The sequence below is a fragment of the Isoptericola croceus genome (assembly GCF_029382255.1).
Taxonomy (GTDB): Bacteria; Actinomycetota; Actinomycetes; order Actinomycetales; family Cellulomonadaceae; genus Isoptericola; species Isoptericola croceus.
Genome location: NZ_JARLLG010000002.1, coordinates 437934 through 464906, shown reverse-complemented (window position 1 = coordinate 464906; position 26973 = coordinate 437934). Strand labels below are relative to the sequence as shown.

21 protein-coding genes are annotated in these 26973 nt (G+C 69.3%); 8 read left to right on the top strand and 13 right to left on the bottom strand.

The window, feature by feature from the left end; translation table 11 throughout:
- Positions 1–63: 63 nt before the first annotated feature.
- Both PZC42_RS07985 and PZC42_RS07980 read right to left on the bottom strand, forming a co-directional pair.
- Entirely contained in the window at positions 64–972 is a 909-nt protein-coding gene (locus tag PZC42_RS07985; protein ID WP_277209783.1) for an ABC transporter permease, read from the bottom strand.
- Positions 972–2231, bottom strand: coding sequence for a quaternary amine ABC transporter ATP-binding protein (locus PZC42_RS07980; RefSeq protein ID WP_277209781.1), 1260 nt, complete (start codon positions 2229–2231; stop codon positions 972–974). The genes PZC42_RS07985 and PZC42_RS07980 overlap by 1 nt, the downstream gene beginning before the upstream one ends.
- Positions 2232–2522: 291 nt before the next feature.
- Here PZC42_RS07980 and PZC42_RS07975 point away from each other — a divergent pair, with 291 nt between their 5' ends.
- From PZC42_RS07975 to PZC42_RS07960, 4 genes are read left to right on the top strand one after another with little or no spacing between them, the layout of a single operon-like run.
- Positions 2523–3200 carry a YoaK family protein gene (locus PZC42_RS07975; protein ID WP_277209779.1) on the top strand — a complete coding sequence of 226 codons (678 nt, stop codon included), beginning with the start codon at positions 2523–2525 and terminating at the stop codon, positions 3198–3200.
- 43 nt (positions 3201–3243) lie between these two features.
- Positions 3244–5064, top strand: coding sequence for a gamma-glutamyltransferase family protein (locus PZC42_RS07970; protein WP_277209777.1), 1821 nt, complete (start codon positions 3244–3246; stop codon positions 5062–5064).
- A 57-nt stretch (positions 5065–5121) separates the two neighbouring features.
- Positions 5122–5316, top strand: coding sequence for a hypothetical protein (locus PZC42_RS07965; protein WP_277209775.1), 195 nt, complete (start codon positions 5122–5124; stop codon positions 5314–5316).
- Between the two features lie 11 nt (positions 5317–5327).
- On the top strand, positions 5328–5708 hold the full coding sequence (locus PZC42_RS07960) for a type II toxin-antitoxin system death-on-curing family toxin (protein WP_277209773.1): 381 nt from the start codon (positions 5328–5330) through the stop codon (positions 5706–5708).
- 2 nt (positions 5709–5710) lie between these two features.
- Here the strand turns inward: PZC42_RS07960 and PZC42_RS07955 are convergent, their stop codons facing one another.
- From PZC42_RS07955 to PZC42_RS07930, 6 genes are all read right to left on the bottom strand, one after another.
- Positions 5711–7351: an ABC transporter ATP-binding protein gene (locus tag PZC42_RS07955; RefSeq protein ID WP_277209771.1), complete on the bottom strand. Its 1641-nt coding sequence runs from the start codon at positions 7349–7351 to the stop codon at positions 5711–5713.
- The gene (locus PZC42_RS07950) at positions 7348–9036 is read right to left on the bottom strand and encodes an ABC transporter ATP-binding protein/permease (protein WP_277209769.1); all 1689 of its coding nucleotides are present in this window, start codon (positions 9034–9036) and stop codon (positions 7348–7350) included. Before PZC42_RS07950 ends, PZC42_RS07955 begins: the two co-directional genes overlap by 4 nt.
- Before the next feature lie 3 nt (positions 9037–9039).
- Positions 9040–10053 carry an ABC transporter substrate-binding protein gene (locus PZC42_RS07945; protein WP_277209767.1) on the bottom strand — a complete coding sequence of 338 codons (1014 nt, stop codon included), beginning with the start codon at positions 10051–10053 and terminating at the stop codon, positions 9040–9042.
- Positions 10050–10874 carry an ABC transporter ATP-binding protein gene (locus PZC42_RS07940; RefSeq protein ID WP_277209765.1) on the bottom strand — a complete coding sequence of 275 codons (825 nt, stop codon included), beginning with the start codon at positions 10872–10874 and terminating at the stop codon, positions 10050–10052. The genes PZC42_RS07945 and PZC42_RS07940 overlap by 4 nt, the downstream gene beginning before the upstream one ends.
- Positions 10871–12001, bottom strand: coding sequence for a FecCD family ABC transporter permease (locus tag PZC42_RS07935; RefSeq protein WP_277209763.1), 1131 nt, complete (start codon positions 11999–12001; stop codon positions 10871–10873). Before PZC42_RS07935 ends, PZC42_RS07940 begins: the two co-directional genes overlap by 4 nt.
- 62 nt (positions 12002–12063) lie before the next feature.
- A complete protein-coding gene (locus tag PZC42_RS07930; RefSeq protein ID WP_277209761.1) occupies positions 12064–13311 on the bottom strand; it encodes a CDP-glycerol glycerophosphotransferase family protein in 1248 nt (415 codons plus the stop codon).
- A 203-nt stretch (positions 13312–13514) separates the two neighbouring features.
- On the opposite strand from PZC42_RS07930, the gene PZC42_RS07925 reads away from it, so the two are divergent.
- The 4 genes from PZC42_RS07925 to PZC42_RS07910 all read left to right on the top strand — a co-directional run bounded on the left by PZC42_RS07925 (position 13515) and on the right by PZC42_RS07910 (position 19076).
- Positions 13515–14636, top strand: coding sequence for a phospholipase D-like domain-containing protein (locus tag PZC42_RS07925; protein ID WP_277209759.1), 1122 nt, complete (start codon positions 13515–13517; stop codon positions 14634–14636).
- Between the two features lie 339 nt (positions 14637–14975).
- A complete protein-coding gene (locus PZC42_RS07920) occupies positions 14976–16985 on the top strand; it encodes an acyltransferase family protein (RefSeq protein ID WP_368860264.1) in 2010 nt (669 codons plus the stop codon).
- Between the two features lie 73 nt (positions 16986–17058).
- A complete protein-coding gene (locus tag PZC42_RS07915) occupies positions 17059–17994 on the top strand; it encodes a hypothetical protein (protein ID WP_277209755.1) in 936 nt (311 codons plus the stop codon).
- Positions 17991–19076 carry an ATP-grasp fold amidoligase family protein gene (locus tag PZC42_RS07910; RefSeq protein WP_277209753.1) on the top strand — a complete coding sequence of 362 codons (1086 nt, stop codon included), beginning with the start codon at positions 17991–17993 and terminating at the stop codon, positions 19074–19076. Before PZC42_RS07915 ends, PZC42_RS07910 begins: the two co-directional genes overlap by 4 nt.
- A 45-nt stretch (positions 19077–19121) precedes the next feature.
- Here the strand turns inward: PZC42_RS07910 and PZC42_RS07905 are convergent, their stop codons facing one another.
- The 5 genes from PZC42_RS07905 to PZC42_RS07885 form a co-directional block, all read right to left on the bottom strand.
- The gene (locus PZC42_RS07905; protein ID WP_277209751.1) at positions 19122–21320 is read right to left on the bottom strand and encodes a CDP-glycerol glycerophosphotransferase family protein; all 2199 of its coding nucleotides are present in this window, start codon (positions 21318–21320) and stop codon (positions 19122–19124) included.
- Positions 21321–21364: 44 nt separating this feature from the next.
- Entirely contained in the window at positions 21365–22624 is a 1260-nt protein-coding gene (locus PZC42_RS07900) for a nucleotide sugar dehydrogenase (protein WP_277209749.1), read from the bottom strand.
- A gap of 67 nt (positions 22625–22691) precedes the next feature.
- Positions 22692–24851 carry a CDP-glycerol glycerophosphotransferase family protein gene (locus PZC42_RS07895; RefSeq protein ID WP_277209747.1) on the bottom strand — a complete coding sequence of 720 codons (2160 nt, stop codon included), beginning with the start codon at positions 24849–24851 and terminating at the stop codon, positions 22692–22694.
- A 175-nt stretch (positions 24852–25026) separates the two neighbouring features.
- Positions 25027–26112: a sulfotransferase family 2 domain-containing protein gene (locus tag PZC42_RS07890; protein WP_277209745.1), complete on the bottom strand. Its 1086-nt coding sequence runs from the start codon at positions 26110–26112 to the stop codon at positions 25027–25029.
- A gap of 133 nt (positions 26113–26245) precedes the next feature.
- Complete coding sequence (locus PZC42_RS07885; protein ID WP_277209743.1) at positions 26246–26959, bottom strand: sulfotransferase family 2 domain-containing protein; 714 nt, start codon at positions 26957–26959, stop codon at positions 26246–26248.
- Positions 26960–26973 lie beyond the last annotated feature (14 nt).

Genomic DNA, 26973 nt, shown 5'->3' with positions numbered 1-26973 from the left:
GTCCCGGAGAGCGATGTCACGCCCGGGTACGTCGTCGAAGGGGTGCCGGGCCTCAGGTCTCGGTCAGATCGAGGCCATCGCGGCCCTGCCGGCGTCACGCCGGCTGCGGAGGACGGCGACCAACGACCGGCCGGTGGGCTGCCCGATGGCACTGGTGACGCGGTCCAGGTAGATGGCCAGGATGACCACGGCCAGGCCACCCTCGAAGCCGAGCGCGACGTTGACCGTGGAGATCGAGCTCACGACCACCTGGCCGAGACCACCGGCGCCGACAAGTCCCGCGACGACCGCCATCGAGAGGGCCAGCATGATCACCTGGTTGACGCCGGCCATGATGGTCGGCAATCCCAGCGGGAGCTGGATGCCCCGCAGGATCTGCCACCCGGTACCCCCGAAGGCCTCGCCGGCCTCGACGGTCTCGGAGTCGACCTGCCGGATGGCGAGCTCGGTGAGCCGGACCCCCGGTGGCAGCGCGAAGATGATCGTGGCGCAGACGCCGGGCGCCACGCCGATGCCGAAGAAGATGACCACGGGCACCAGGTAGACGAACGCCGGCATCGTCTGCATGAAGTCGAGGATCGGTCGCACGACTGCGCTCACCGTGTCGCTGCGTGCCGCGAGGATCCCCACCGGAATCGCTATCAGGAGCGCGATGAGCGTGGCGATGAGCACCAGCGCGAGCGTCTCCATCGCCGGCTCCCACATCCCCATGCTCACGATGAGGAGCGTGCCGACCAGGCTGAACACCGCGAACCCCCAGGAGCGCACCAGGAGCGCGAGCAGGGTGAACAGTGCGACGACCATCAGCGGCGGCGGGAGCAGCAGCAGGTCGGAGATGGAGTCGACGAGGGTCACCAGCATGGCGCTGATGCCGTCGAGCAGCGAGTCGAAGTTGAGCTTGATCCAGGCGACACCGTCCGCGGCGACGTCGCCGACGGGCACGTTCGGAATGACGAGAGGCATCGGGGTCATCACTTCGCTCCTGCGGGGTCGAGGACGGGCTCACCGTCGGCCGGGCCGTCGGCCTCGCCGTCGGCCGGGCTGAGCGCGCTGTCCGTGCTGGGCACGGACAGCGCGCTCAGCAGCGTCACCCGCGGGATGACGCCCTCGAGGCGACCCTGCTCGCCGACCACGGCCAGCGGCGCCTTGCTGGCTGCCGCGTACTGGAACAGCTCGGCCAGCGGCGTGTCCGGATCCACCCGTGCCACGGTCTCGTCGCTGACCGGCAACCTGTCGCTGCCCTGACGGACCGCGTCAGCGACGTCGTGCTCCCAGACGATGCCGGTGACCCGGCGGTCGCGGCCGGTGACCAGCAGCGACGAGACCTGGTGCTCCCGCATGAGCTTGTGAGCGGCCTTCGGGCCCGACTCGGAGCCGACGACGGCCACCGGTCGCTCCATGACGGCACCCGCCGTGAGGACTCTGGTGCGGTCCACGTCCGCGACGAACTGCGCCACGTAGTCGGTGGCCGGCTCGTTGAGGATCTGCTCGCTGGTGCCGACCTGCACGATCCGGCCGTCGCGCATCATCGCGATCCGGTCACCGAGCCGCATGGCTTCGTTGAGGTCGTGGGTGATGAACAGGATCGTCTTGTCCAGCTTGGCCTGCAGCTCGAGCAGCTGGTCCTGCATCTCCTTGCGGATCAGTGGGTCCAGGGCGCTGAACGCCTCGTCCATGAGCATGATGTCCGTACCGGCGGCCAGAGCACGGGCGAGGCCGACACGCTGACGCATGCCGCCGGAGAGCTCGGAGGGCAGCGAGCCGCCCCAGCCCTTGAGGCCGACCAGGGCGAGCGCCTCCTCCGCACGCGCCTCACGCTCCGCCTTGGAGACCCCGCGCAGCTTGAGCGGGTACGCCGCGTTCTCGCCGACGGTGCGGTGCGGCAACAGCGCGAAGTGCTGGAACACCATGCTGACCTTGGTCCGACGGACCTCGCGCAGACCGGCGGCCGACAGGTGCGTGACGTCCTGGCCGTCGATGCGCATGACACCGTCGGTCGGCTCCAGCAGACCGTTGACCATCCGGATCAGCGTCGACTTGCCGGATCCGGACAGGCCCATGACGACGAAGATCTCACCTGGCGCCACATCGAACGTGGCGTCGATGACAGCCGGTGTCAGGCCTTCCTTTCGTAACCGGGCGCGGTCCGCGCCCTCCTTCAGCAGGCGGACGCCGCGCTGCGGCCGGCGTCCGAAGATCTTTGTCAGGCCACTTGCCTCGATGGCAGGCACATTTCTCCCGGGTCGGGGACACTTTCTCTCCCGCCGGGCCGCCCGTGGACGTACCCGAGCGGTACGTCGCTCGCGTCTCGACGACAGTCCAACCGCGAGTCGCCATTCACGTTCTTTACACGAGAGTAGGCCACGACCCCCCGGGCTCTGTACCGTCACCCCTGTCCTGGCGATGATCTTTATCACCATGTGACCAAACGTGCCTGTCGGCCACATCTTGGCGTGGGGATGTTCGAGGGACGGCTCGTGGCCGTCGTCACGGCAGACGGGGCCCCACCTTAGAGTGACCCCGTGCATCGCGACCGTCTTCACCTCGGCCTCATGCTGGCCATGACCTTCTCCACCGGGATCGCCGACGCCGTCGGGTTCCTCGGCCTCGACCGGGTCTTCACCGGGAACATGACCGGGAACGTCGTCATCCTGGGCATGGCGCTCGCCGGCGCGGACGACCTGCCCGTCGTCGGGCCGGTGCTCGCCTTCGCCACGTTCCTCGCCGGTGCCGCCCTCGGCGGTCTGGTGGTGCGGTCCGAGGACGTCGGCTGGACCGGACGCACCACGGTGCTGTTCGGCGTCGTCAGTGCGCTGCTGGTCGCGATCGCCATGACACTGGCGGTGTTCGACGGCGGCATGCCGTACGGCGTCCAGCTCGCGGTGACCGGCACGCTGGCCGGCGCGATGGGGCTGCAGGCGGCCACGGCCCGGCACCTGGCGGTCAAGGAGATCACCACGGTGGTGGTGACGAGCGCCATCACCGGGCTCGCGATGGACTCACGCCTCGTGGGTGGTCACGGCCGGCTCGTCCGACGCCGCGCCGCCGCGATCGCCCTGATCGGCGCGGGCGCCTGTGCGGGCGCCCTGCTGCTGCAGGTGCACGCGGCCTGGGGCATCGCCCTCGCGGCGGCGATCACCCTGGCCGTCACCGTGCTCGGCCACACCCGCGGTCGAACGTTCCCCTCCGGCCCGCGATAGAGGTCCAGGACGGCCCGATGACCGCGACCCGAGGACGGCGACCGTGAGCTTCACCCCGCCCGACGAGCACCAGACCAGGCCCGACCTGCGCGGCACCCACGGGATGGCGGCCACGACGCACTGGCTCGCCACGGCCGCCGCGCAGTCGGTCCTGGAGCGTGACGGCAACGCGTTCGACGCCGCTGCCGCGGCCGCGTTCGTGCTGCACGTGGTCGAGCCGCACCTCAACGGCCCCGGCGGTGACATGACGGGCGTCTTCGCGACCTCCGACGGCGTCCCCCGCGTCCTGGCGGGTCAGGGGCCCGCGCCGTCCGGCGCCACCATCGCGCACTACCGAGATGCCGAGGGGCTCGACCTGGTCCCCGGCGCGGGCGCGCTGGCCGCCGCCGTGCCCGGCGCCGTCGACGCCTGGCTCCTGCTGCTGCGTGACCACGGCACCTGGCCGTTGCGGGACGTCCTGGCCTACGCCGTCGGCTACGCGCGCGGCGGGCATCCCGTCCTCGGCGCCGTCGTCGCCACGATCGAGCGGGTCGCCGGGCTGTTCGCCGAGCACTGGCCCACCTCGGCGGCCCGCTGGATGCCCGCCGGTCGCGTCCCTCGCGCCGGGGAGATGGTCACCGACCCGCAGTACGCGGCGCTCCTCGAGCACCTGGCCACGACCGCCGACGCCGCACCCGACCGCGCGGCCGGCATCGATGCCGCACGTGCGGCCTGGCGCGAGACGGTCGGTACCGCCGTCGAGTCGTTCGTCGCGACACCGCACCGACACTCCGACGGGCGGGACCACGCGGGCGTCCTGACCGCCGCGGACGTCGCCCGCTTCCGGGCAAGGTACGAGGACCCGACGACGGCGGAGTTCCGCGGGCGCACGGTCGTCAAGACGGGCGCGTGGGGCCAGGGGCCCGTGCTGCTGCAGGCGTTGCGCCTCCTCGACGGCTTCGAGGACGACCACCTCGACCCCGCGACGGAGCTCGGCGCCCACACGATCCTCGAGGCCCTCAAGCTTGCCCTCGCCGACCGCGACGCCTGGTACGGCGACACCGACGTGCCGATCGAGCACCTGCTCTCCGCCGGCTATGCCGCCGAGCGGCGAGCCCTGATCGGCGCACGGGCCTCGCACGAGGTCCGTCCCGGCGCCGTCCCCGGACGGACCGCTCCCCCGCCGCCGCTGCGCACGGCTGCGGACGCCGCGACGTCGGGCATCTCAGGCGTGGGCACCGCGGGCGCGGGCGAGCCGACCGTCCAGACGAACGGGACCACGCGCGGCGACACCTGCCACCTCGACGTGGTGGACCGGTGGGGCAACATGATCAGCGCGACGCCGTCGGGCGGCTGGCTGCAGTCCTCGCCGACCGTGCCCGGCCTCGGGTTCTGCCTCGGGACACGGCTCCAGATGACCTGGTTGGACGATTCCTCGCCGTCGCGGCTGGAGCCGGGACGCAGGCCAAGGACCACGCTCTCGCCCACGCTGGTGCTCGAGCCGCGGGACGACGGCGGCAGCACCGCGGTCATGGCGTGCGGCACCCCGGGCGGGGACCAGCAGGACCAGTGGCAGCTGCCGTTCCTGCTGCGCGTGCTGGTGGGCGGGTACAGCCCGCAGCAGGCGATCGACGCCCCCACCCTGCACACGACCTCGATGACGGACTCGTTCTGGCCGCGCACCTGGGTGCCCGGCGGCGCGGTGGTCGAGTCACGGCTCGGCGCCGACGTGCTCTCCGGGCTGGCGGCACGCGGCCACGTGCTCACCGAGGCCGGGCCGTGGGCGCTCGGGCGGCTCTCGGCGGTGACGCGTGACCCGGCGACCGGCCTGCTCGGCGCGGCGGCGAACTCCCGCGGGGCGCAGGGGTACGCCGCCGGGAGGTGACGCAGTAGTACCGTGGCAGTACCACCCAGGCCGAGTACTCGCGTGAGGGAGGATCTCATGCCCCGGACCATCCGCTTCGAGCCGGAGACCGAGCAGGCGCTGAAGCAGGTCGCCCGCGACGAGAACATCTCGGAGAACGCCGTGATCAACCGTGCCGTGCGCGAGTACGTCCACAAGCGGACCGCGCTGCGCGACGAACTCATCCGCCAGATCGTCACCGAGGACAAGCCGCTGCTCGACCGCCTGGCCTGACCGGACGCGCCGTGACCACATACGTCGACGAGGACGATCTTCTCGCCGCGGCAGCCGCCGTCCCTGGTGGACCACCCGCCGTGCGCGATGCGGGGCTCCTGTCCTCGGCTGTCGGCCGCCCCCAGGCCAGCGTGCTCGGCACCGAGGCATACCCCGGAATCCACCAGAAGGCCGCGGCCCTGCTCGACTCCGTCGTCAAGAACCACGCCTTCGTCGATGGCAACAGACAGGTCGGCTGGGTCGCCGTACGGCTGTTCTACGCCTACAACGGCCACACGCTGCGCATGGACCACGACGAGGCGTACCAGCTCGTCATGGCGATCGCCTCGAGCGAGCCGAATGACGTCGCAACGATCGCAGCGCGCCTCTCCACCTGCGCGACGCCGGGCTGACCTCAGCGCACCGGCACGGGTTCCAGGGTGACCTGGCGGTCGGCGGCGGCGATCGTCGCGGGCCGGTGCGCGATCAGGAGGGTCGCGCGGTCCTCGGCCCGGCCGAGCAGCTCCATGAGGGCGGTGTCGGCCTCGGGGTCGAGAGAAGCGGTCGGCTCGTCGAGGACGAGGACGCGCGGCTCGCGCAGCAGCGCGCGGGCGATCGCCACGCGAGCGCGCTGGCCGCCTGAGAGCCCGCTGCCGTGCTCCCCGACCAGGGTGTCGAGTCCCTGCGGGAGCCCGGTGGTGACCTCCAGCAGCCCCGCCGCACGAGCGGCGGCGTCGACCATGGCGTCGGTGGCGTCGGGGTCACCGAGCGTGATGTTGGTGCGGAGGGTGCCGCGCAGCAGCGGCGAGGACTGCGGGACGACGGCGACGCGGGCGCGCAGCTCCGCGTCGGGCAGCGAGCGCAGGTCCGTCCCGTCGACCCGGACGGCCCCGCCGTCCGGGTCCCACAGCCGCAGCGCGAGCCGTGCCGCCGTGGTCTTGCCCGCACCTGACGGCCCGACGAGGGCCACGACCTCCCCCGGGCGGACATGCAGGCTGAACCGATCGAGGACCGGCCGCGCCGGGTCGTAGGCGAAGGTGACCCGGTCGAGGACGAGGCCGGTCTCGCCGGCTGCGGGGGTGCCGTCGTGCCCCGTCGTGCTGTCGTCCACCGCCGGCGGCATGTCGAGCACGTCGCCGATGCGTTCCGCGGAGGCGCGCAGGGTGCTGGCGCCTCGCAGGAGGTCGGCGATCTGCGCGGCCGGACCGAGCCCGGCGACGGCCACGGTCACCGCGAGCGGGATGTCGGCCGGGGCGATCGCCTCGCGGTCCAGCAGGACGATCCCGAGCGCCCCGAGCGCGGCGAGGGCGAGGGTGAGGTCGGCGATGCCGCGTTCCAGCCCCAGCCGGGCGGACTCCCGCACCTGGGTGCGGGCGAGCGCCCGCGTGTCCTCGGTGAGGCGGTCGAGCTGCGTACCGAGAGCCCCGGCACCGGTGAGCTCGCGCAGCCCGCGGACGGTGTCGAGCAGCTCGGACCGCACCGTGGCAGCGCCGACGGCGAGGGCGTCGCTGTCGCGGCGCGCGCGGCGCGCGGTCGCCAGCGGTACGGCGACCCCGATGACGAGCAGCGGGACCCAGACGAGCAGCAGCAGCGGGTCGAGGGTGACGGACACGACGGTGCTGACGGCGAGGACGAGCAGGGCGCTGAGGCTCTGGGCGGCGGTGTGCGCGTAGAGCCACTCGAGGGTCTCGATGTCGGCGACCGTCGTGGTGACGAGCTCCCCCGTGCGCCGGTGCCGGGTGCGGGAGGGCAACGCCCGGCGCAGGGCGTCGAAGACCCGGGCCCGCAGGAGCCCGATGAGCCGGTAGGCCAGGTCGTGGGAGACCCACGACTCGCGCCACGCCGCCGTCGAGGCGACGACGCCCAGCGCGCACAGCGCGAGGGCTGGCGCGAGCAGCGCCGGCGCCTCGCCCGCGACGACCCGCCCGACGACGGCAGCCAGTCCGAGTGCGATGGCGAGCACCGCCACGTGCGCGACGACGCTCCACACCACGGTCTCGACGAACCGGCCGCGGTGCGTGGCGACCACCGGCAGCAGGCGCAGCACCGCCCTCATCGGGCACCTCCGGCGACCATCGTGCGCGACGACGGCGCACCGTCGCCCGCCGCGACGACCGCCCCGCCCCGCAGGGCGATCCACCGGTCCGCCTGGGTGCAGGCACTCTCCCGGTGGGCGATGACGATCAGGGTGCGTGTGGCGGTGGTCGAGGCGACGGCGTCCATGACCCGCCGCTCGGTGTCGGCGTCGAGCGCCGACGTGACCTCGTCCAGGACGAGCACGGGTGCCGGGGACAGCAGCGCCCGGGCGATGGCGAGCCGTTGCCGCTGCCCGCCGGAGAGCTGTTCGCCGTTCTCCGCCAGCACCGTGCTGTACCCGGCCGGCAGCGAGCTGATCACGTCGTGGACGTCGGCGGTGCGGGCGGCCTGCTCGATCTGCGCGTCGGTCGCCCCCGGCCGGTACAGACGAAGGTTCTCCCGGACGCTCCAGGCGAAGAGCGTGGGGTCCTGCGGGACGACCACGATGCTGCGGCTGCGTGCCTCCGGGGTGTAGTCGCGCACGGGGACGTCGTCGATGCGCAGGTGCCCGCGCTCGGGATCGACCTCCCGTTCCAGCAGGCGCGCGAGGGTGCTCTTGCCCGATCCGGAGGGGCCCACGACGGCCACCGTCTCACCGGGGGCGACCTGCAGGCTGATGTCCGTCACGCCCGTCGTCGTGCCGGGATACCGATAGGTGACGTCGACGAGCTCGACGGAGCCCGACGCCGCAGGAGCCCGGTGCTCCCCGTTCTCGGTCACCGCCGGACGCAGCGACAGGAGCCGGTCCAGCCCGTCCACGGCAGTCAGGCCGAGGTACCCGGCGTGCCACGTCGTGCCCAGGTCCTGCACCGGGCGGAAGCACTCGCGTGCCAGCAGCAGCACGGTCACCGCCACCGACGCGCGGACGTCACCGGTGAGCACCGCGGACAGCGCGGCGACGACGGCCAGGACGGTTCCCAGGTGCATGGCCAGCGCGCTGACGACGGTCTCGACGAGCGAGACCCGGAGCTGGGACATGGTCGAGCGGCGCAGGTCCTCGGCACCCGCGGCGAGCCGCGCGGACACCCGGCCGGAGGCGCCGAAGGCCCGGAGCAGCGGAACCTGTTGCAACGCCTCGACGAAGCCCGCCGACAACCGGGCGAAGACGTCCCAGCGATCGCGCCCGTTGCGCAGCAGCCGGGCGTCCCAGACCCGGGGGGCGACGACCGCGACCGCGGCGGCGACCCCGAGCACGACCCCTGCCGCCGTCGAGCGTGCCGTCACGAGCACGACGACGGCGGCTGGGACGACCAGCACGACGACCAGCTGCGGCAGGTAGCGCGTGTAGTAGGCGTCCAGGCCGTCCACCCCGTCGATCACGGTCGCCGCCACCTGCCCCGCCTCCCGCTCGGCGGCGGGCACCGCGCCGAGCTGCGCGAGCAGCCGCCGTCGCAGCCGGATGCGCACCGATGCCCCGACCCGCGTCGCGAGCGGCTCACGCGCCCAGATGACGACGCCGCGGGCCGCGGCGAGCGCGACGAGCACCGCCAGCGACGGCAGGGCCGAGGACGGGGCGGCGTCGTCGCGCACCAGCGCCGCGATCACCGCACCAGCGGTGATCGCGAACGCGACGTGCAGGGCGGACAGCACGATGCCGACGCCGGCCAGGGCGAGGATCGCTCCTGGTACGGCACACGCGAGCTGGAGCAGACGGCGGTGGACCACCGGTCAGAACGCGTCGGGGTAGAGCTGCTCGGCGATGTCACGGACGATCGCGATGTTGCCCAGCGTCCCGGGGAACACGTCGGAGCTGGAGACGACGATCAGCCGGTCGTCCTGCACGGCCGGCATGTCCGGGAACGTGGTCGTCAGGTAGTCGCGGGTCGCGGCCTCGTGCTCCTCGTCGTAGACCGCGAACACCAGGGCGTCGGGCTCCTCGGCGGCCAGTGACTCCGGGGTGATCGTCGCGGCGAAGAACTCGGCGAACATCGGCTCGTCGGGGCCGTAGACGTTGTCGGCGCCGGCCAGCCCGAGGATGTCGTGCTCGATGCCGGCGCCGATGGCCTGGAGCGTGGTGCCCTCGACGTAGACCTGGGCGACACGCAGCGGCTCGACACCGTCGATCGCCGCGGCGACCTCGTCCAGCTCCGCCTGGCTCTCGGCGATGAGGTCGGCGGCCTCGGCCTGGACACCGAAGATCTCGCCGAGGTTCTCCAGGTCGACGAACAGGTCCGTCACCTCACCGGTCATGCGACGGTCGAAGCACCCGCCGGTGGCGACGTAGACGGCCGCGTCCGCCTGCTCGAGCTGCTCGATGCTCGCGAAGCCCTGCTCCGCGGTGAACTCGTACGTGGTGGGCGAGTAGACGAAGTCCGGCTCGACGGCGAGGAGGTCCTCCCGGCTCGGCGGCATGACGCCGCCGATCACCGGGACGTCCTCGGCGAGCGGGGCGACGTCCTCCGGCAGCGCCTGCGCCGCGGCCTGCGCCTGACCCGCGAGCCGGTCGGCCAGCCCCAGGCGCAGCAGCAGCTGCGTCTGGGCGGGGTGCATGCCGACGGCGGCCTCGGGGGCGTCCGCGATGGTCACGTCCCGGCCGCAGTTCTCCAGCGTCACCGCGGTGCCGGCGTCGGCGTCGCTCTGGCCCGCTTCCGGGGTGACGGAGGACCCGCACCCGGCCACCAGCAGTGCCGTGGTGGTCAGCGTGGCGATCGCGACGGAGCGAGGGAGAGGTCGGGAGGTCATGAGGAGATGCTGCTTTCTGCTGGGAGATCGATGGGTGGAGCGAGGGTGAGGTCGTCGGCCGTGTCGAGCCGACGGAACGCGAACACCGGGTCGTCGTGGCCGCCGAGCACCCGCACGTCGACGCGGAACGTCGAGCGGATCAGCTCCGGGGTGAAGACCTGCCGCGGCGGACCCGCGGCGACCACCCGGCCGCCGTCGAGCACGACGACGCGGTCGCAGTACTGGGCCGCGAGGTTCAGGTCGTGCAGGGCGGCGATCACGGTGCGGCCCAGGCCCCGCACCGTGCTCAGGAGCTCGTGCTGATGGCTGATGTCCAGGTGGTTGCTCGGCTCGTCGAGCACCATCACGCTGCTCTGCTGAGCCAGGGCCCGCGCGAGCATCACGCGCTGCCGCTGCCCGCCGGACAACGTCGCGACCATGCGGTCGGCGAGGTCGGTGACCTCGGCGCGGCGCATCGCGTCCGCCACCACCTCCACGTCCTCGGTGGTGTCCCTGCCGAACGAGGCGTGGTGCGGGACCCGGCCGAGCATGACCGTCTCCTCGACGCTGAGGTCGAAGTCGGTGGGCGGGTCCTGGAGCATCACCGCCACCGCCCGGGCCGCCTGCCGGCCGCTCAGGTCCCGGACGTCGCGCCCGTCGATCCGGCAGGCGCCGCGCCGCGGTCGCACCGCGCGGTAGAGCGCGCGCAGCAGCGACGACTTGCCGCTGCCGTTCGGCCCGACCAGGCCGACGACGGTGCCCGGCTCGACCACGAGAGAGGCCTGTCGCACCACGTCCCGGCCACCGAGGGCCACGGTGACGGCGTCGAACTCCACCCTCATCGGCCGAACCCCGCACGTTCCGCCCCGCCCCGGCGCATCAGCCACAGGAAGAACGGCGCGCCGACGAACGCCGTGAGGATCCCGAGCGGGATCTCGGTGGGCGACGCCACCGTGCGCGCCAGCAGGTCGGCTCCCATGAGGAACGCCGCACCGCCGAGGACCGTGACCGGCAGCATCCGCCGGTGGTCGGCGCCGACCACGATGCGGGCGACGTGCGGCACGACGAGCCCGACGAACCCGATCCCGCCCGCCACCGAGACCACGGTGCCCGTCAGCAGCGACGCCACCACCAGCAGCAACCCGCGCAGGCGGGTGGCATCCACCCCCAACGACACCGCCGACTCGTCCCCGGTCATCAGCGCATTCAGGGACCGGGCCAGCAGCGCGGCCACCACGACCGCCGCCGCCAGCGCGAGAACCGGGCCGGTCAGGCTCGACATCGTCGCCGCCGACACGCTGCCGAGCAGGAAGAACAGCACGCTCACGACGTTCTGGGCGCTGGTGGAGATCGTCAGGTAGCTCGTGATCGCACTGAACAACGTTCCCAGGGCCACCCCGGCCAGGATCATGCGCGTGGGCGACAACGCGCCGTCCTTGCGGGCCAGCGCGGCGACGCACAGGCACGCCCCCAGCGCGCCGGCGAACGCCGCGAGGTTCAGCGACAGCCCGCCGAGCGCGGCGGAACCGAAGACGATGACCAGCACCGCACCCACACTGGCACCGGACGACACCCCCAGGATGTAGGGCTCGGCCAGGGGGTTGCGCACCGTGACCTGCATCAGGGCGCCCGCCAGGGCCAGGCCGGCGCCCGCCAGGCCTGCCAGCAGCGCCCGGGGCAGGCGGAACTGCCACACCGCCTGGTCCTGCAGCGGGGTGAGAGAACCGTCCGACATCCACGGCATCCCGGGCACGAGGTGCCCGATCACGATCTGGGCGGCCTGGGTCGTGGTGACCGCCACCGACCCCACGGCACCCGAGACCACGACGAGCAGACCCAGGGCCAGCACGAGACCGCCGCAGACCAACGACGTCCGGCGCGTCAGGCGACGACGAGCGCTACCGGGGGCGGGGCGCCCGGCAGCGAGGTCGGCAGCGCGCGGACGTCGCAGCGAGAGTGGGGACGGCACGCGACGGAACCTTACGGAGAACGATTCTCATGCGCAACCAAACCCCGCTCCCCGCCTGGGTTCTAGTGCCGCCTGATGCCATTGGACGCCTCGCCTCCCTCGCGCCGTCCGGAACCGTCGTCACTCCTCACCTCGTCGAGCCGTTCCAGCTCATCCTCGTGACCCTCGATGGCTGCCTCACAGGCCATCACGAACCGCTTCAAGGACGCCCCCGGTGTCACGTCACCGAGGTAGTACTCGACGAGCCGACGACGTTCCTCCCGCCCTGGATCCTCAGCCGTCTCCGTGCGCAGCAGCGCGGCGACGTCCTCGACGTCGTCGACGCGCAGGCGGGGAGCGACCTGGAGCAACGGCGTCGATGCCACGGCTGCCCAGGGCGCCGCGACGTCGGTGACGACCAGCGGCCGGAGCGTGGGCAACCACTCCGTGGCCGCGGCCGAGATGTCGCAGACGAGCGCTTCGGCCTCGGCGAAGGCGGCAGCCAGCTCGCCCGTGGTGCGCACGGCGTGCCCCGCGCCCGGGTCCGCCGCGGCGGCTGCCGCGACGATCTCCCGCACCTCGGCGTCGGCCGCGGCGTAGGCCGGCGAGCGCACACCGGTCAGCGGGTGGGGCCGGTAGAGCAGCCTGAGTCCGGGTTCCGCGACCACCGCGCGGGCCAGCTCGGGCCCCAGGACGTCGATCGAACCGTAGGCCACCGAGGGGTTGGCGCCCTCCCACGTGGGCGCATAGAGGATGGTCGACCGTTCCGTCGACGCGCGGGAGACCGGGTCCGGGCCGAGTGCGTCGAGCTGCGGACGCCCGACGAGCACGCACCTCGCCTCGGCGTCGAAGTACGGCAGGTGGCGGGCGAAGCGGTCGACGGCGGCGCGGCCGGCCACGAAGACGAGGTCGTACGCCTTGTGCTGATTCGACACGGAGACCGTCTTGTCCGAGTCGCCGTGCAACAACGAGACGTGCACCAGACCACCAAAGCTCAGCATCGTGAAGTTCTGCGGGCTGTGGTTGACGTAGAGGGCGAGCCGCACGTCGCTGCCCGTGAGGATCTCGTCGAGGGTGGCGTGCTGCGCCACGACCACCACACGGAGCGAGGACTCGGCACGAAGAAGTCTGGCCGTCCGCGAGTCGCCCGCGACGACGACCAGGGGGACGCGCTGGTCCAGGGCCTCCAAGGCGGTGTACCACTGACGGATCTGGTACATGCTCTCGGGCGGGTCACCGAAGAACACCACCGCGCGCGCCGAGAGCGTCGTGCCCTGCAGCACCTCGTCCTCGCCCAGGCCGTCCGGCACGCCTCCCGGGAGCAAGCCCATCCGGCGGATCAGCCTGCCTCCGGTCGAGCGGAGTTTCCGACGCGCGTCCGAACCTAGCGGCGAACCGACCATGTGCACCCCTCACATCAACGGGCGACCATCACCCGGCCTTTTATCGTACGTCGACAACACGCCACGGCAGGCTCGCGCAGCCCATCGGTCGCCACTAAACTCTGGCCACCCTACAGAGGAGACCTCGAACAATGACGACGACGTCCCGAAAATCCATCGTCAGCGCAGCACTGACAACCACCCTCGCTCTTGCACTCGCCTTCACGACACCTCCCCCGGAGGCACTTGCAGATTCCGGCTGCTCTCGCAGTGGCGCCTACGAGACTTGCTTCACCGATCCGCCACCTGGCGGCGAGGATCGAACGATTGTTCATCGCCTGCGTGAACTCGTTTCGTCCACGAAGCGCGGCGACAAGATCCGCGTGTCGATGTATCTCTGGAACCAGACCGGAATCGCACGCGACCTGGTCGAGGCGAAGGACCGTGGGGTCAACGTCCAGGTCGTCGTCGACGACGCCGCCGAGCCGGAAAGGCCCTACAAGATCTTGCAGGCCGGGGGCGTGCCCGTTCGAGTATGCGTCGACGGATGCCTCGGCGACAAGATCAACCACACAAAGTTCTTCCTCCTCGAAATTGGCCCCGACCGGTATGTCGCGCAAACGTCAAGCAATCTCACGGACTCGATGCTCAAGAGAACCAACGACCTGGTCATCGTGAAGAACAACGCCTCGATCTACGAATTCTATCTCGGGTACTGGAACCGGATGCGAGGCGGATCTTGGACCCACGCGGGCGACACATGGTCGAACTCCGACCGCACCGCTACCGGAAGCCGGGTCAAGGCGTACGCGTTCCCGCGCACCGACTTCGACGTCTACCTGGCGATACTGAGGAACGTCACCGAATGCCGGGACGGCGACAAGAAGATTTGGGTTACCGCCAGCCTCTTCACAGGGCCCCGCGAGGAGGTGCGCAATCGCCTCGCGTACATGGAGGACGTCATGGGCTGCAACGTCAAGGTCCTCGTGCGCAAGCAAGACCACGAGCTGTGGGCTCAGGTCAACACCTCAGGCGGCTACAACCTCAACAACTCGAAAGTTCGGCGGGTGCCGAACCTGCACAACAAGATCCTTATCATCGATGCGAAATACAATGGTCGCTGGCAAGAGACGGTCATCACCGGATCGCACAACCTGACGAGCCCTTCGCTGCTTCGCAACGAGGAAGCGATGCTGCGCATCGAGGACAGCTTCGTCTTCAAGCGCTACCGCTCGTACTTTGACGACCTCTACGATGGATCGGTCAGCAGCTAGACATCAAGCGGCCCACCGATACCACGCGTCCAGGTCGGCCAGCGCGGTACCCTGACTACGTCACAGACCTTCGCCAGGTCACTGGATCGCCGCGAGCCACGGAGGGCCACACGGGCTCCTGCGTGGACCACCTTCCAGCCGACCGGCCACCTCGCCGATGGCGTGCACGGGTGCCCAGAGGGAACTTGTAGGATGTCGGGCGCACGACGGGCCGGGCGACGAGAGTTCCTGTCCGGTTGACCGAGCCAAGAGGATCTCAGCGACTTGACCAGTAGTGACACCAGTTCCGGTTCCGCCACTGGGCGACCGGCTAACGTCTTCCGGCCCGACATCGAGGGCATGCGTGCCATTGCCATCGGGCTCGTTCTCGTCTACCACGCAGGCGTGCGGCAGCTCCCGGGCGGATTCGTCGGCGTCGACGTCTTCTTCGTGATCTCGGGCTTTCTCATCACCGGCCTGCTGATCCGGGAGCTCGAGAGCACGGGTCGGATCTCGTTGTCGAGGTTCTACGCGAGGCGAGCCAAGCGGCTTCTGCCGGCGACCGGCCTCGTGCTCGTCGCCACGGCGATCCTCACATGGTGGACCGTCTCGGCCGTGGACTGGCGGGCTTTCGGGATGGACATCGTCTCGGCAGCCCTCTACGTGGTGAACTGGCGGCTCGCCGACCGCTCTGTCGACTATCTCGCGGAGGACGTCGGCGCCTCGCCCGTGCAGCACTTCTGGTCCCTCGCCGTCGAGGAGCAGTTCTACATCGTCTGGCCGCTGCTGCTCGTAGCGCTCGCGTGGTGGCTGCGCCGCCGGGGACACCTGCGACTCCGTCCGGTGCTGACGGTCGGCATCATGGCCGTGATCGTCCCGTCCTTCGCCTACTCGGTCTATCTGACGGCGAGCAGTCCGGCCACCGCCTTCTTCGTCACGCCCACCCGCTTGTGGGAGCTGGGGATCGGTGCCCTGGCAGCGATCGGGGCCACGACCTGGCAGCGAGTGCCCCGCCCTGCTGCCATCGCCCTCGGCTGGACCGGTCTCGCCGCGGTCGTGACGAGTGGTGTCGCGTTCACCACCAGTACAGCGTGGCCCGGGTACGCGGCACTGGTCCCGACACTCGGCACGGCGGCGATGATCATCGCTGGCTACACGTCGGGCCGTGCCGGGGTCGCCGGCATCCTCTCCTGGCGTCCCGCCGTATGGATCGGCGGACTGTCGTACTCGCTGTACCTGTGGCACTGGCCGCTCATCGTCACTGCAACCGCCTACTGGGGTGACCTCGGCGCACGCCGCGGCCTCCTCGTCGTCGCCGCGTCGTTCATCCCGGCCTACCTCTCGTACAGGTTGGTCGAGAATCCCGTCAGGTTCGCGCCTGCCTTGAAGTCCAACCGCCTGAGCCTGTCTGTCGGTGCGAACTTCACCGCGATCGGAGTGGTGGCCGGTCTGGGCCTCGTCCTCCTCGTCCCGTCGAGCAGCGGCGGTGGGGCCGACCGGCAGGCACAGGGAGCATCGGTGATCGGGTCCGGCGCTGAACCCGAGCCCGGAACCACGGCCAGCCTGGCCGCCGTCGACTGGTTCGTCCCCGACGCCGTCCTCGCCGTGGACGATGTTCCCCCCTACCCGCGGGAGTGCCAGGTCGACCAGGAGTCGCCTGACCCCGTGCCGTGCGAGTGGGGTGACGTCGAGGGCGACCTCACGATCGCCGTCGTCGGCGACTCGAAGATCATGCAGTGGTACACGGCCCTCGACGAGATCGCCCAGGACCAAGGCTGGCGGATCGTCTCCTACACCAAGTCGGCGTGCGGCTTCCACGACGGTATGCAGGTCAACAAGGGTGAGCCCTACGAATCCTGCGCCGCCTGGAACGATGCCGTCTTCGACAGGGTCGTCGAGCTGGACCCGGACCTCGTCCTCACCTCGCAGCGCGTCAACGACGTCATGGCTGACCAGGACGACGTCGAGAGCCGGTCCGTCGATGCGATGGTCGAGGCGATGGTGAGGCGATGGACTGCGCTCACCGAGACCGGCATCCCACTCGTCGTGTTGCTGGACAATCCGAACCCGAGCATGGCGGTGTACGAGTGCGTCACGGAGCATCCGGACGACCTCTCCGCCTGCGCCTTCGACCTGAAGCACGGCATCAGCCGTAGCGGTGCCCTAGCTCAGGAACCTGCCGCGAAACAGGTGCCCGGAACCCAGGTGATCGACATGCGCTCGGAGATCTGCCCCGACGACCCGTGCGTACCGGTCATCGGCAACGTCTTGCTCTACCGGCAGACCTCGCACCTCACCGACACCTATGTCCGCACACTGACCGACCGAGTACGCGCCGAGCTGGTTCCGATGGTCGAACAGGTCTCTTGACCTGGTCGGGACACCCTTCCCGCCAGCGACCCGCATCATGGAAGGTGCTCGTTGGCTGGCACCCTTGCTGATCATGAGCGGCACCGGACAACTGGGTGCGCTGTATCATGTGGCTTTCTTCGATACCGACGTGAGGTGGGAATTGCCGACCCGATCAAACAGGTTCCTGCGCTGGCTATCGAAGGATCGGCAGCAGTCCGCCGACTCTCGCAGCACTGTTCCGCCCATGCCCGACAACGAGCTGATCGAGACCAAGCAGCAGGTGACCGACGCCCGGGAGGAACTGTCTGCACTGGACGCCGAGCGATCGGAACTGCTGGCCGAACGACGTCGGCTCCAGCAAGTTCTCGGAGAACGCGCAGGCCGGCGGACGATGCCCCGCTCCCGGGTCGAGAAGACCACCGGCGTTCCCAGCTTCGTCGCCGGCGCACGGCTCTTCCAGCGCATCCACCGCCGGGCTGAAGACCCCTTGGCCGGGCTCGACGGTGCAGGCACGATCTTCTCCGACCCCGAGCGCACGGCGCAGTTCGCTCGATCCCACGGCGTACCGAGCAGAGTCTCGTCAGCGCCCGCGCCTGGCTCTCCAACGATCGTGGTGCACGCGTTCCACGGCACCGTCGGGCTCGTCGAAATTCGACAGGACGACCTCGTCCGGCACCTCGACAACATGCAACAGGATCTCGGCGACATCCGCGCCGCTTCGAACCACAGCCAGGAAATCCCCCTGATCGCTGCGGTGGCAGAGCTGTGCAAATGGTCCGCCACCTTGTCTCAGCACATCCCCCGGCCTTACGTGCAGGTGCTGTGGCACGAAGGAGTCGAGGGGCCCGTCCTCAGTCGCATCGACGTCGACCCCGACCGCATCCCTGTCCTGGTCCCCGAGTGGGATCTTCGACTCGGTCAACTCTTCGACAGCGCCCACGCCCGGATGCTGCTCCAGCCGTACCGCGCGGGCGCGTTGGACAATCGCGTGCCCGGGGGAACATTCATCCCAGAGGAGTCCTCGTGAACGCAGACAGGTCTCGTCCGTCGACGCTGGAACGTGCACGCGCGAAGCTTGACCGGACCCGTCGCGCGACGCAGCGGCGGCGCGACCAGATCGAGACTCTAAGGGCCCAGGTCACGATTCTCACCGAGGAGACCAAGTCGCCGATCGAGCGGACGGTCGGTGACGCGCCTGACCCGGAACTCGCGCTCGGCGTGCCGTCGTACTCTCTCGCAGCGCGTATGCACAGGCGGCACAACACACGGGGCGTCAACGACCGCGAAGGGCTCGACGAACCGATCCTGCAGCTCTACAGCAAGCTGACGGCCCAACGGTTTGCTGCTCAGCACGGCGTCCGCGTGCCACAGGTACTCGGACGATGGCCCGACCCTGACACGGTCGACTGGGACTCCCTGCCGGACCGATTCGTCATCAAGAGCAGCGTCGGCGGCGGCGGTGTGAACGTGTTCCCACTCGTCCGGGACTCCGCCGACGGCTATACGGACATGTTGACCGGCGAGCGCACCACGCGCGAGGAGGTCACCGGCAAACTGTGGGCCAAGCACCAGAGCCGCTCCCAGTACTTCGCCGAAGAGTTCCTCACGGCACAGGGCGCAGGTCCTGGATCGATTCCCAGTGATATCAAGGTCTTCTGCTTCTACGGAGAGCCCGTATACCTCGAAGTGCGCACCGGCGACTGGTCCCGCGCAAAGGAGGTGACCTCGCAGGCCAGAACCTTCCTCGCGGACGGCACCGAACTGTTCAACGTTCGAGCCCTCATCGACGCGGGTGACCAACTCCGGAAGCCGGCCGACCTCGATGAGGTCATCAACGTCAGCGCCAAACTCTCAAAGGCGATCCGACGACCGTTGGCACGACTCGACTTCTACGAGACCGACGACGGCCTCATCTTTGGAGAAGTCACGCAGAACCCAGGCCACCTGCCTGCCCTCGTGCCGGAGTGGGACCGGCGACTCGGTGAGGCTTATGAGAGGGCCTACGCCCGGCTCCTCCTTGACCTGTCCGCAGAGGGCGCTCTCCGCGTCGAGTTCGGGGACGCCGATCCCCGAAACACTGACGGTGAGCAGGCAGTCACCTCTCGCTGAGAACTCCGCGACGGACGGGAGATCTCCACGGTCACGCTACGGTCTTCACTGTTGCGCGACGTGCGAGTCGATCGCAGCGACGGTCCGGGCGCAGTTCTGCTGGTCCCGCGAAGGGAATGCGGCATTCACGCGTGCCGCGTAATACGAATCGGGCGCGCAACCCTGCTCCAGCAAGTGCTCGACCGCGTCCAAGGTCTGGTCGAGGCTGCGGACGACGGGGCCGAAACCATCGGTCTCGTAGTCAAACCAGGACGGCGACGAGTGCTTGGTCTCGAACTCCTCCTCGTCGAAACGGGCATAGACGATCGGTGTCCCCACATAGGCGACGTCGAAGTGCACCGATGAATAGTCCGTGATGAACGCGTCACAGCCGCGGATGAGATCTTGAAACGTCACGTTGTCGGCGTCCGCGATCTCGATGCGATCGCCAGCGACGGCAGCACCCTCAAACCGGGAGGCCATGTTGTAGTGCGGTAGGAACGTAAGCCGGTAGTCGTACTTTTCGAGCAGCTCATGCAATCGTCGACTCTCCAGGAAGCCCGTCATAAAGCGCTCGTAGGTCGAGCCCTCGTATGGCATCTCTCCCTCCTCTGCCCCGTCGAGAACCTTGGTCACGAGGTACTTGCGCCACGTCGGCATGAAGAGCAGAGTGCGGCTTGGCGGGGTGGGCGTCAGCGCGTCATAGCGGGGCATCCCAACTTCGACGAGCTGCTTGTCGTACCCGGACGACGCACGCAGCGCTGCAGTCTCTCCTGGCATGACCGTCAGGCACAGGTCGTAGCCGGTGGTCCCCCGCTTCACGGCGTTGGGGCTCAGGTGCACGCCGTGCTTGAGATACACCCGGAGCGCACCGACCCGCCAGACGAGGTGGCGCGTATAGCTGCCCGCACCCCAGCTTGCCGGGATGAGGTAGCGGATCGAGTAGGCATTAGCGAGCACGGCGGCGTGCAACATCAGCAACTGATGTTGCCAGGACGAGTGGGCGACGACGTTGCCGTACGTCGCCACACGCTCGTACTGCGGGCTGGCCCTGTCGATCACGTAGTAAACGGCCCGCTTCGGGTGCGCCTCGCGCATGTGCTTAAAGAGATGCAGCCCATTGTCCTGCGCGGTGTCCGTCCGCTCCCCGATCAACCAGATCTGTCGTCCGGCGAGGATGGGGCTGGTCACGAGCCGCACGAAACGCAGCCAGCGCATCTGCCGACGCTTGGGCCCACGAAGGATGAAACCCGCATCCTTTTTGAGGAGCGTCGCTGCCCAGCGGACCTTGGCGCGCCATCCGGTGCCGATCTGCGACGTGACATACGCGGCACTGCCGTCTCCGGTGGTATGAAGCAGGTAGCGCACGGTCACCGGGTGCTCGGAATCGCCACCCGGTGCGGACGGCACCGGCATGTGCACCGTGCGCGCGCTGATCAATGCACCGCGGCGGGGCCTGAGGTTCCGTCGCAGCCGCAGCAAGGGCTCCTCGGTGTCGACCTCGACGATGAACCTGCTGTGACCGTTGCCCGCGATGCTGAGCGAGAGGCTGGTCGTCAGCTCCTCCCACCGGACCACACCGCGAGAGTCGATCCGAGGGGTCAACCGCGTCGGCTCAGAACGGACGATGTCGCCAGCCGGGCCCGTGAGGACGAATCGGTACCGCCACGGTGGTTCCACCATGCCTGGAACAAACTGCGCCGCGAAGAAAGCCAGCACCTCGAGATCGCCGTCCCGCGGGTCCACCGCTTCGAGCAGGGGGGTGGCAGCCGCCAACGCCAACCGGCCAAGGTACGCGGCCAGGAGGGAGCCCTGCTCAACCCGCTGGCTCGCCAGCACTTGATGGACGTATTGCGCAGCGATCTGCTTGGTGCAGTATTCCGTCCAGACGAGCAACGGCACGTCACTCACCAGGGAGACCTGGTCAAGACGGTCGATCTCTCGCAGAAGCTTGCGCGTCCACGAGGGCACCTTCGACGGGCGAGGGACCACTGCAACGCAGGCATACCTCGTCGAGGCTTCGACAGCCCGCCCGACCGCTGTAGAGTCCAAGTCCGACAGCGCCACGGCAGCGTCGATTTCCCACCCCTCCTCCAGCATCTGTGCGGCATCGAAGCCGGGCTGGTGGACGATCGTGATCGGCACTCCCTGCAGCCTCGGCACCAGACGGAGGTTCTCGAGCACGCCCGACAAGGACTCGGCGTTCCATTCGTCCACGACGAGGACGAGCGAAACGTCCGCTACAGGTTCTTCGATGTCAAACAAGGCAACTCACAATGGTGCGGGGGGTGAAGACGGGCGTTCACGCGTCACAACCGGACGGCGCGAGGATCGCTCGAAGCCCCCTTCGTGTCGAAGAAGCGCCGAGACTGGGCCACCAGGGCGTCGACGTCGTACGCCGAGTGGTCCTGGACCAGGATGACCAGGTCGGCGTCGCGGACCGAGGCCTCGAGGTCATCGACGCGCGTCAGGACCGACCCGTTCACGTGCCACTCCTCGACCGCAGGGTCGTGGAAGCGCAGGTCCGCACCGCTGGACAGCAGAGCGTGAGCCAGCGGGATCGCCGGCGACTCGCGCTGGTCGGCGATGTTCCGCTTGTACGTCACGCCCAGCATGAGGACCTTGGAACCGCGCAGAGCCTTCGAGTCCTCGTTGAGGGCGTCCTGCGCACGCCGCGCGACGTACGACGGCATCGTCGCGTTGATCTCCTGGGCCAGCTCGACGAAGCGGAACGGGTACCCGAGCCGCGAACGCACGTTGTGGCTGAGGTAGTTCGGGTCGATCGGGATGCAGTGACCACCGACGCCAGGCCCCGGATAGAACGCCTGGAAACCGAACGGCTTGGTCTTCGCGAGCTCGATGACGTCCCACAGGTCGATGTCGAGCTCGTGGCAGAACCGTGCCATCTCGTTCACCAGCGCGATGTTGATGTGCCGGTAGGTGTTCTCCAACAGCTTCGCCGTCTCGGCCTCACGGGCGCCCTTGGCCTCGACCACCGTGTCGACGAACCGACCGTAGAGGTCGGCGGCGCGCCGCGTCGCCGCCTCGGTGGTACCTCCGACGACCTTCGGCGTGTTCTTCATCCCGTACACCGGGTTGCCGGGGTCGATACGCTCGGGCGAGTAGGCGAGCAGGAAGTCCGTCTCTGCGCTCAGCCCTCCCTCTTCCAGGAGCGGGCGCAGCACCTCCTCGGTGGTCCCCGGGTAGGTGGTCGACTCGAGCACGACCAGCATACCGGGGTGGAGCACCTCGGCGGCCGTGCGGGTGGCCGAGACCACGGCTCCGAGGTCCGGCCCACCGTCCGGGCTGAGCGGCGTGGGGACGCAGATGACGACGGCGTCGGTGTCGCGGATCTCCTCGATGTCGGAGGTCGCCGCGAAACCCGCGTCGAGCATCTCCTGCACGTCGTCGTCCGACAGGTCGTCCACGTGAGACTTCCCCGCGTTCAGCCCGTCGATGATCCGAGGACTCACGTCGAACCCGCGCACCGCGAGCCCGGCGCGCGCAGCCTCCTGGGCCAGCGGCAGACCGACGTATCCGAGACCGACAACTACGAGGTCAAGCGACATTTCTTGCTCCAGTCCTTGAAAGGCATGATGAGTTCCGGTGAGCGGCGAGCACGATCCGTCAAGATCGTTAGGTCGAGTCGTGGGCAGGATGCTCACGCGCTCCTCGCCGGTCTTGCAGCCGCCACCACTGCACGACCGGTCCACCCGCGCTCCGCACCGATGTCGCGACGCGCTCACAGTTCCGGCGGTCATGGTAACGAACCATGCTCTCGGAACGCTCCGCGTACTCCGGCTCCATGGCGAAGCCGGTGGCCACGACGCGCACGACCTCGTCGACCAGAGCGTCGACGTCCTGCACGATCGGACCAGGCAGGTCTCGCTCGAGGTCCAGGTGCGAGCCGTGGGGACCGAAGAACCGTTCCTGGTCGAACTGGAAGTAGACGACCGGACGATGCTGCAGAGCGAAGTCGAAGGCGACCGACGAATAGTCGGTGATCAGAGCAGCGTGGTCGCGCAGGAGTGTCTGGACGTCGATCTCTCCCTGCTGCAGCACCTGCACGCCGGGCGCATGGAACATGTCGGTGAAGTGACGCATGTTCGGGTGCAGGATGAAGGTCACCCGCAGGCCGCCACGTATCGCCTCGGCGAGCTGCGAGTGCGACAGGAACGCCTGCCAGCGGTCGCGGTACTCGCTCGACCCGAAAGAGTCGCGATGGCCCAGCCATTCGCGCCACGTCGGGATCACGAGGATCCCCGACGGCGAGTGGTCCGACGGAGCCAACAGCTGGTCGAACCGCGGGAGCCCGGTCACCCTGACCTGTGCGGGGCGGTATCCGAACTCTTTGATGGCGACCTGGCGTTCGCGGTCCGAGCTGACATGGAAACGATCCGTGAAGAAGCCTGGGGCGAACCGGCCGTAGTTGGCGACCATGTTCTTGGTGCCCGAGATCCCGTGCCGGAGGAACACCCGGATGCCGCGGGCACCGGCAATCACCTGGGGGTCCCTCGATGGCAACAGGTACTCCGCGTGGTGGGTGCCGACCAGCCTGCTCGCGAGAAAGGCGATACGCACGTGATCGCGGGAGTTCCGAAGGACCACGTTGCCCAGGCCCTCCACGCGCCCACGGTCGGGTGAGTCCGGATCGATCACGTAGTAGGCCGGACGCCGCGGGTGGTGCTCACGGATCCACCGGAAGAGGTGATACCCGTTGTCCTGCGCCTTGTACGGGAGCTCGCCGATCAGCCAGATGCCGAGAATCGGGCGTACCAACGGCAACCACGGTGCGAAGCGGGACCAACGCTTGATCTCGCGGTATACGTCCTCGCTCATCCGCTCGACGCGGTACGACCGGTTCGCCCCGCGGAACGTCGTGTGAGGGACCAGCTGGACCACCTCACTGCTGCGGTGCGTCGGACCCCACGGACGAGTCCGGTCATCGGGTTGACTCTTGATCCGCATCGACTGCACGTGGCCGTCCGCGTCCTCGACCTCGGTGTAGAGGTCCAACGTCTCGTCACGAGCATCGAGACGTGGCACGAGGTCGTCGACGTCGACGATGATCGACGCCGCCTGCACGAAGCGTCCACGGGCGGCACGTGACTCGTCGACGAGGTCGACGAGACGGCCGCCGTACGCGTATCGGTTCCCGCTCTCACGGGAGATGGCGACGACTCGGACGTCCACCGCGCGCCTGTCTCCGCAGCGGAGGACCACCTCGAACTCTGGCATGGGCTCGGCGTGCGGGCTCTCCCGGACCTCGACGTGGAACTTCCGGCGGGTGCGGTCGCCGAACGAGAGGCTCAGGTTGCCGTTCTCCGTGACGACAACCTGCTCCGACGCTGTTCTCGACTCACTCGGGCGCGCCCGACGCACCGTCTCCTCGAAGTTGCCGAGGCGTACCGGCCCCTGGGCCTCGGACGAGCTGCCCGGCGCCGCGTCCCGACCGTTCGGCACCAGGTGCATCCAGAGATCGGCGACGTCACCGCTGCGCGCCGCACGGTGGCGCAGCTCCACAAGGGGAAGCACGACGGCAGACTCGGTGTCACCGTCCACTCGTGCTCGAACCACCGTGCCGCTCTCACGCAGGACAGCCGAGACCTCGCCGACCCGCCACCCCTGCCGCACATAGTGAAACGTGAGGTGCAGCGCGTCGTCCGTCAGCGTGAGCTGAACGCTCCTCTTGCGCGATCGGCGTAGCGCGGTCGCGGGCGTGGCCCGGCGCCGCGCTCGGCCGGGCACGAACCTGCCGACCTGTCGCCGTAGCCACACGGAGAACGGTGCCGTCATGACGAGTTGCGCTCCGGTGCGGGCAACTCGTGGTTGCCCAGCCCTCGTGCAGAGCCGATCATTTCCCCATCCTTCTCCCCGTGTGCACCCGGTCGTGTTAGGCGGTTCATCATAATGTGCTACGCCAGGTCACTCGGCGGCATCGTCGGGAGATCGCACAGTGCATGAGTCGGCGTCAGGCGCCGGTAATCGTCCGGCGCACACGCCCAGCGACGGCACCGGGGAACCCTCGAAGTGTCCTGCGTTCCAGTGCCGCCTCGAGATCGGCAATCCTGGTCTGGAGCCGGCCGATCTCCCGCTGGTCCGCGCGCTGGGCCCTCTCCAGGTCACGGACGCTGTTCCTGAGCTGCTCCGCCCCCAGCGCAAGGTCCGCGATACGCTGCCCCGTCGCCACCCGGCCCGCGATGTCGCGGAAGGCTTCCTTCGACCACGTCGGGTCCTTGGCCAGCACGGTGTCGAAGTCCCAGAGGTGACCAAAACGCTCGATGTCGGCGGCATAGACGCTGTCCAGGACCTCCAGCACGTCGCTGCCGAAGACCCGACCAGAAACCGAGAGCGGCGTCTCGTTCTCTCGGGTGAGGCCGTACGTCCCCGGCAGGCCCTGACCTTCGAGATGGGTCCGCAGGTCCTCCAGCATCAGCGGCAGCTCGGCGACCTCGTACAGGTGGCTGTACGGGACCACGTCCTCGTTGAGCAGCTCGGTCTGCGGCTTGAAGTGGGAGTCGCTGAGCAGATCCTCACCGGCGGGGGTGCTCAGTGCCTGCACGAACCGGGTGAAGTCGTCGACGACATCGCCGTCGTTCTCCGGGACCCGAGGCATCCACGGAGCGTCGCGGAACTTGTGCCAAGCGTGCCGAGGGTTGCCGATGAGGAACTTGGACTGCCACGCGGACCAGAGCCTGAGCCGGGGATCTCGGACCACCCCGAACACGAACCAGCCGTTCTCCGGCGAGATCTCACCGAGAGTATCCTCGTCGAGGTCCGACAGCTTGGGCACCCCGACCCATGACGCGCGACGGTGGATCGTCTGCTGACGTGTCGGTGCCAGTCCCATCACGGAGTGGAAGGTGGCGGGGTCCTGACCGCTGATCTCGGCCGTCAGCCACTTCAGGCTCGTGCTCGCGTTCTTGGACACGTTGACGAAGACGACCCGGCACTCAGGCACGACCATCGAGTTCCATACACGGCCTGAACCCGCGGCGTTCTTCGGCCGATCGGGGGACAGCTCGACGCGTCCACGCTGGGCACTGCGCACTGACATGTTCTGTCGTACTCCTCTTCGTCGCCGCGGACGTCCCAGCGCTCGCGGGACCACGCGGGGTCAGCCTACGGCACCTGCTTCCTCCAGCGGGCCGAGAGCCCAGACCGAGAAGCGGGTCGCGGACGGCAGGGAATCAGCCGCGCTCCCCGCGCCCGGCCAGCCCGCGCGACGCCCGCTCCAGCACCCGTGTCGCGAGCGTGGTCACCGGGCTCGGACCGGGGACGTCTCGATAGCCGAAGCGCCGGAAGTCCTCGGCGTAGAACCTCTCGAGACGCGCGTCGAGAGTCTCCGACACCTCCACGTCCGCGCTCGAGATGCCTCGTGTCTTCTCGCTGGTGCGGACCTTCGCGATCTCGGTGGGCACACCGAGGTCGAACCGCGCGTTCAGGTCCTCCATCGCGGCGTCGAGCCCGTCCTCCAGCCGGTAGACCTGTGCCTTGCGGACCAGGAACTCGACCTGTGGCCGGATGTGGTTGTCGTGGACGAACGGATTCCGCTCGAAACGCTCGAAGCTGTGCTCCGCCCACGCCTCCACGGCGTCGGCCGTGGTCGAGAGCTCCTGCTTGTGCCGCATCACGTACTCGGACCGGAAGCGCGCGACGGGGTCACGGACCACCATGAAGATCGCGTCGAACCGACCGAGTCGTAGCGTCTCCTGCAGGAGCTGCCCGTGCATGTGCTGGGGCGTGCAGGTCCGCAGATAGTTGGGCTTGCCCTTGCCCATCCGGCCGTCGTGGTAGGACATCTCCCAGCCCGCGCCAACGAAGTGCTTCTCGACGGAGGAACCACCCGTCTTGGGCACATGGATGAACAGGACGTTGCGCTCGTCCTTGGTGAAGACCGGCATGCCGATGTATGTCC

What these genes read in the sequence shown, in the direction of transcription:
- PZC42_RS07985 (WP_277209783.1), bottom strand. Translation starts at nt 972, where the DNA reads ATGACCCCGATGCCTCTCGTCATTCCGAACGTGCCCGTCGGCGACGTC.
- PZC42_RS07965 (WP_277209775.1), top strand. Translation starts at nt 5,122, where the DNA reads ATGCCCCGGACCATCCGCTTCGAGCCGGAGACCGAGCAGGCGCTGAAG.
- PZC42_RS07955 (WP_277209771.1), bottom strand. Translation starts at nt 7,351, where the DNA reads ATGAGGGCGGTGCTGCGCCTGCTGCCGGTGGTCGCCACGCACCGCGGC.
- PZC42_RS07945 (WP_277209767.1), bottom strand. Translation starts at nt 10,053, where the DNA reads ATGACCTCCCGACCTCTCCCTCGCTCCGTCGCGATCGCCACGCTGACC.
- PZC42_RS07940 (WP_277209765.1), bottom strand. Translation starts at nt 10,874, where the DNA reads ATGAGGGTGGAGTTCGACGCCGTCACCGTGGCCCTCGGTGGCCGGGAC.
- PZC42_RS07930 (WP_277209761.1), bottom strand. Translation starts at nt 13,311, where the DNA reads ATGGGCTTGCTCCCGGGAGGCGTGCCGGACGGCCTGGGCGAGGACGAG.
- PZC42_RS07925 (WP_277209759.1), top strand. Translation starts at nt 13,515, where the DNA reads ATGACGACGACGTCCCGAAAATCCATCGTCAGCGCAGCACTGACAACC.
- PZC42_RS07920 (WP_368860264.1), top strand. Translation starts at nt 14,976, where the DNA reads ATGCGTGCCATTGCCATCGGGCTCGTTCTCGTCTACCACGCAGGCGTG.
- PZC42_RS07915 (WP_277209755.1), top strand. Translation starts at nt 17,059, where the DNA reads ATGAGCGGCACCGGACAACTGGGTGCGCTGTATCATGTGGCTTTCTTC.
- PZC42_RS07900 (WP_277209749.1), bottom strand. Translation starts at nt 22,624, where the DNA reads ATGTCGCTTGACCTCGTAGTTGTCGGTCTCGGATACGTCGGTCTGCCG.
- PZC42_RS07895 (WP_277209747.1), bottom strand. Translation starts at nt 24,851, where the DNA reads ATGACGGCACCGTTCTCCGTGTGGCTACGGCGACAGGTCGGCAGGTTC.
- PZC42_RS07890 (WP_277209745.1), bottom strand. Translation starts at nt 26,112, where the DNA reads ATGTCAGTGCGCAGTGCCCAGCGTGGACGCGTCGAGCTGTCCCCCGAT.
- PZC42_RS07885 (WP_277209743.1), bottom strand. Translation starts at nt 26,959, where the DNA reads ATGCCGGTCTTCACCAAGGACGAGCGCAACGTCCTGTTCATCCATGTG.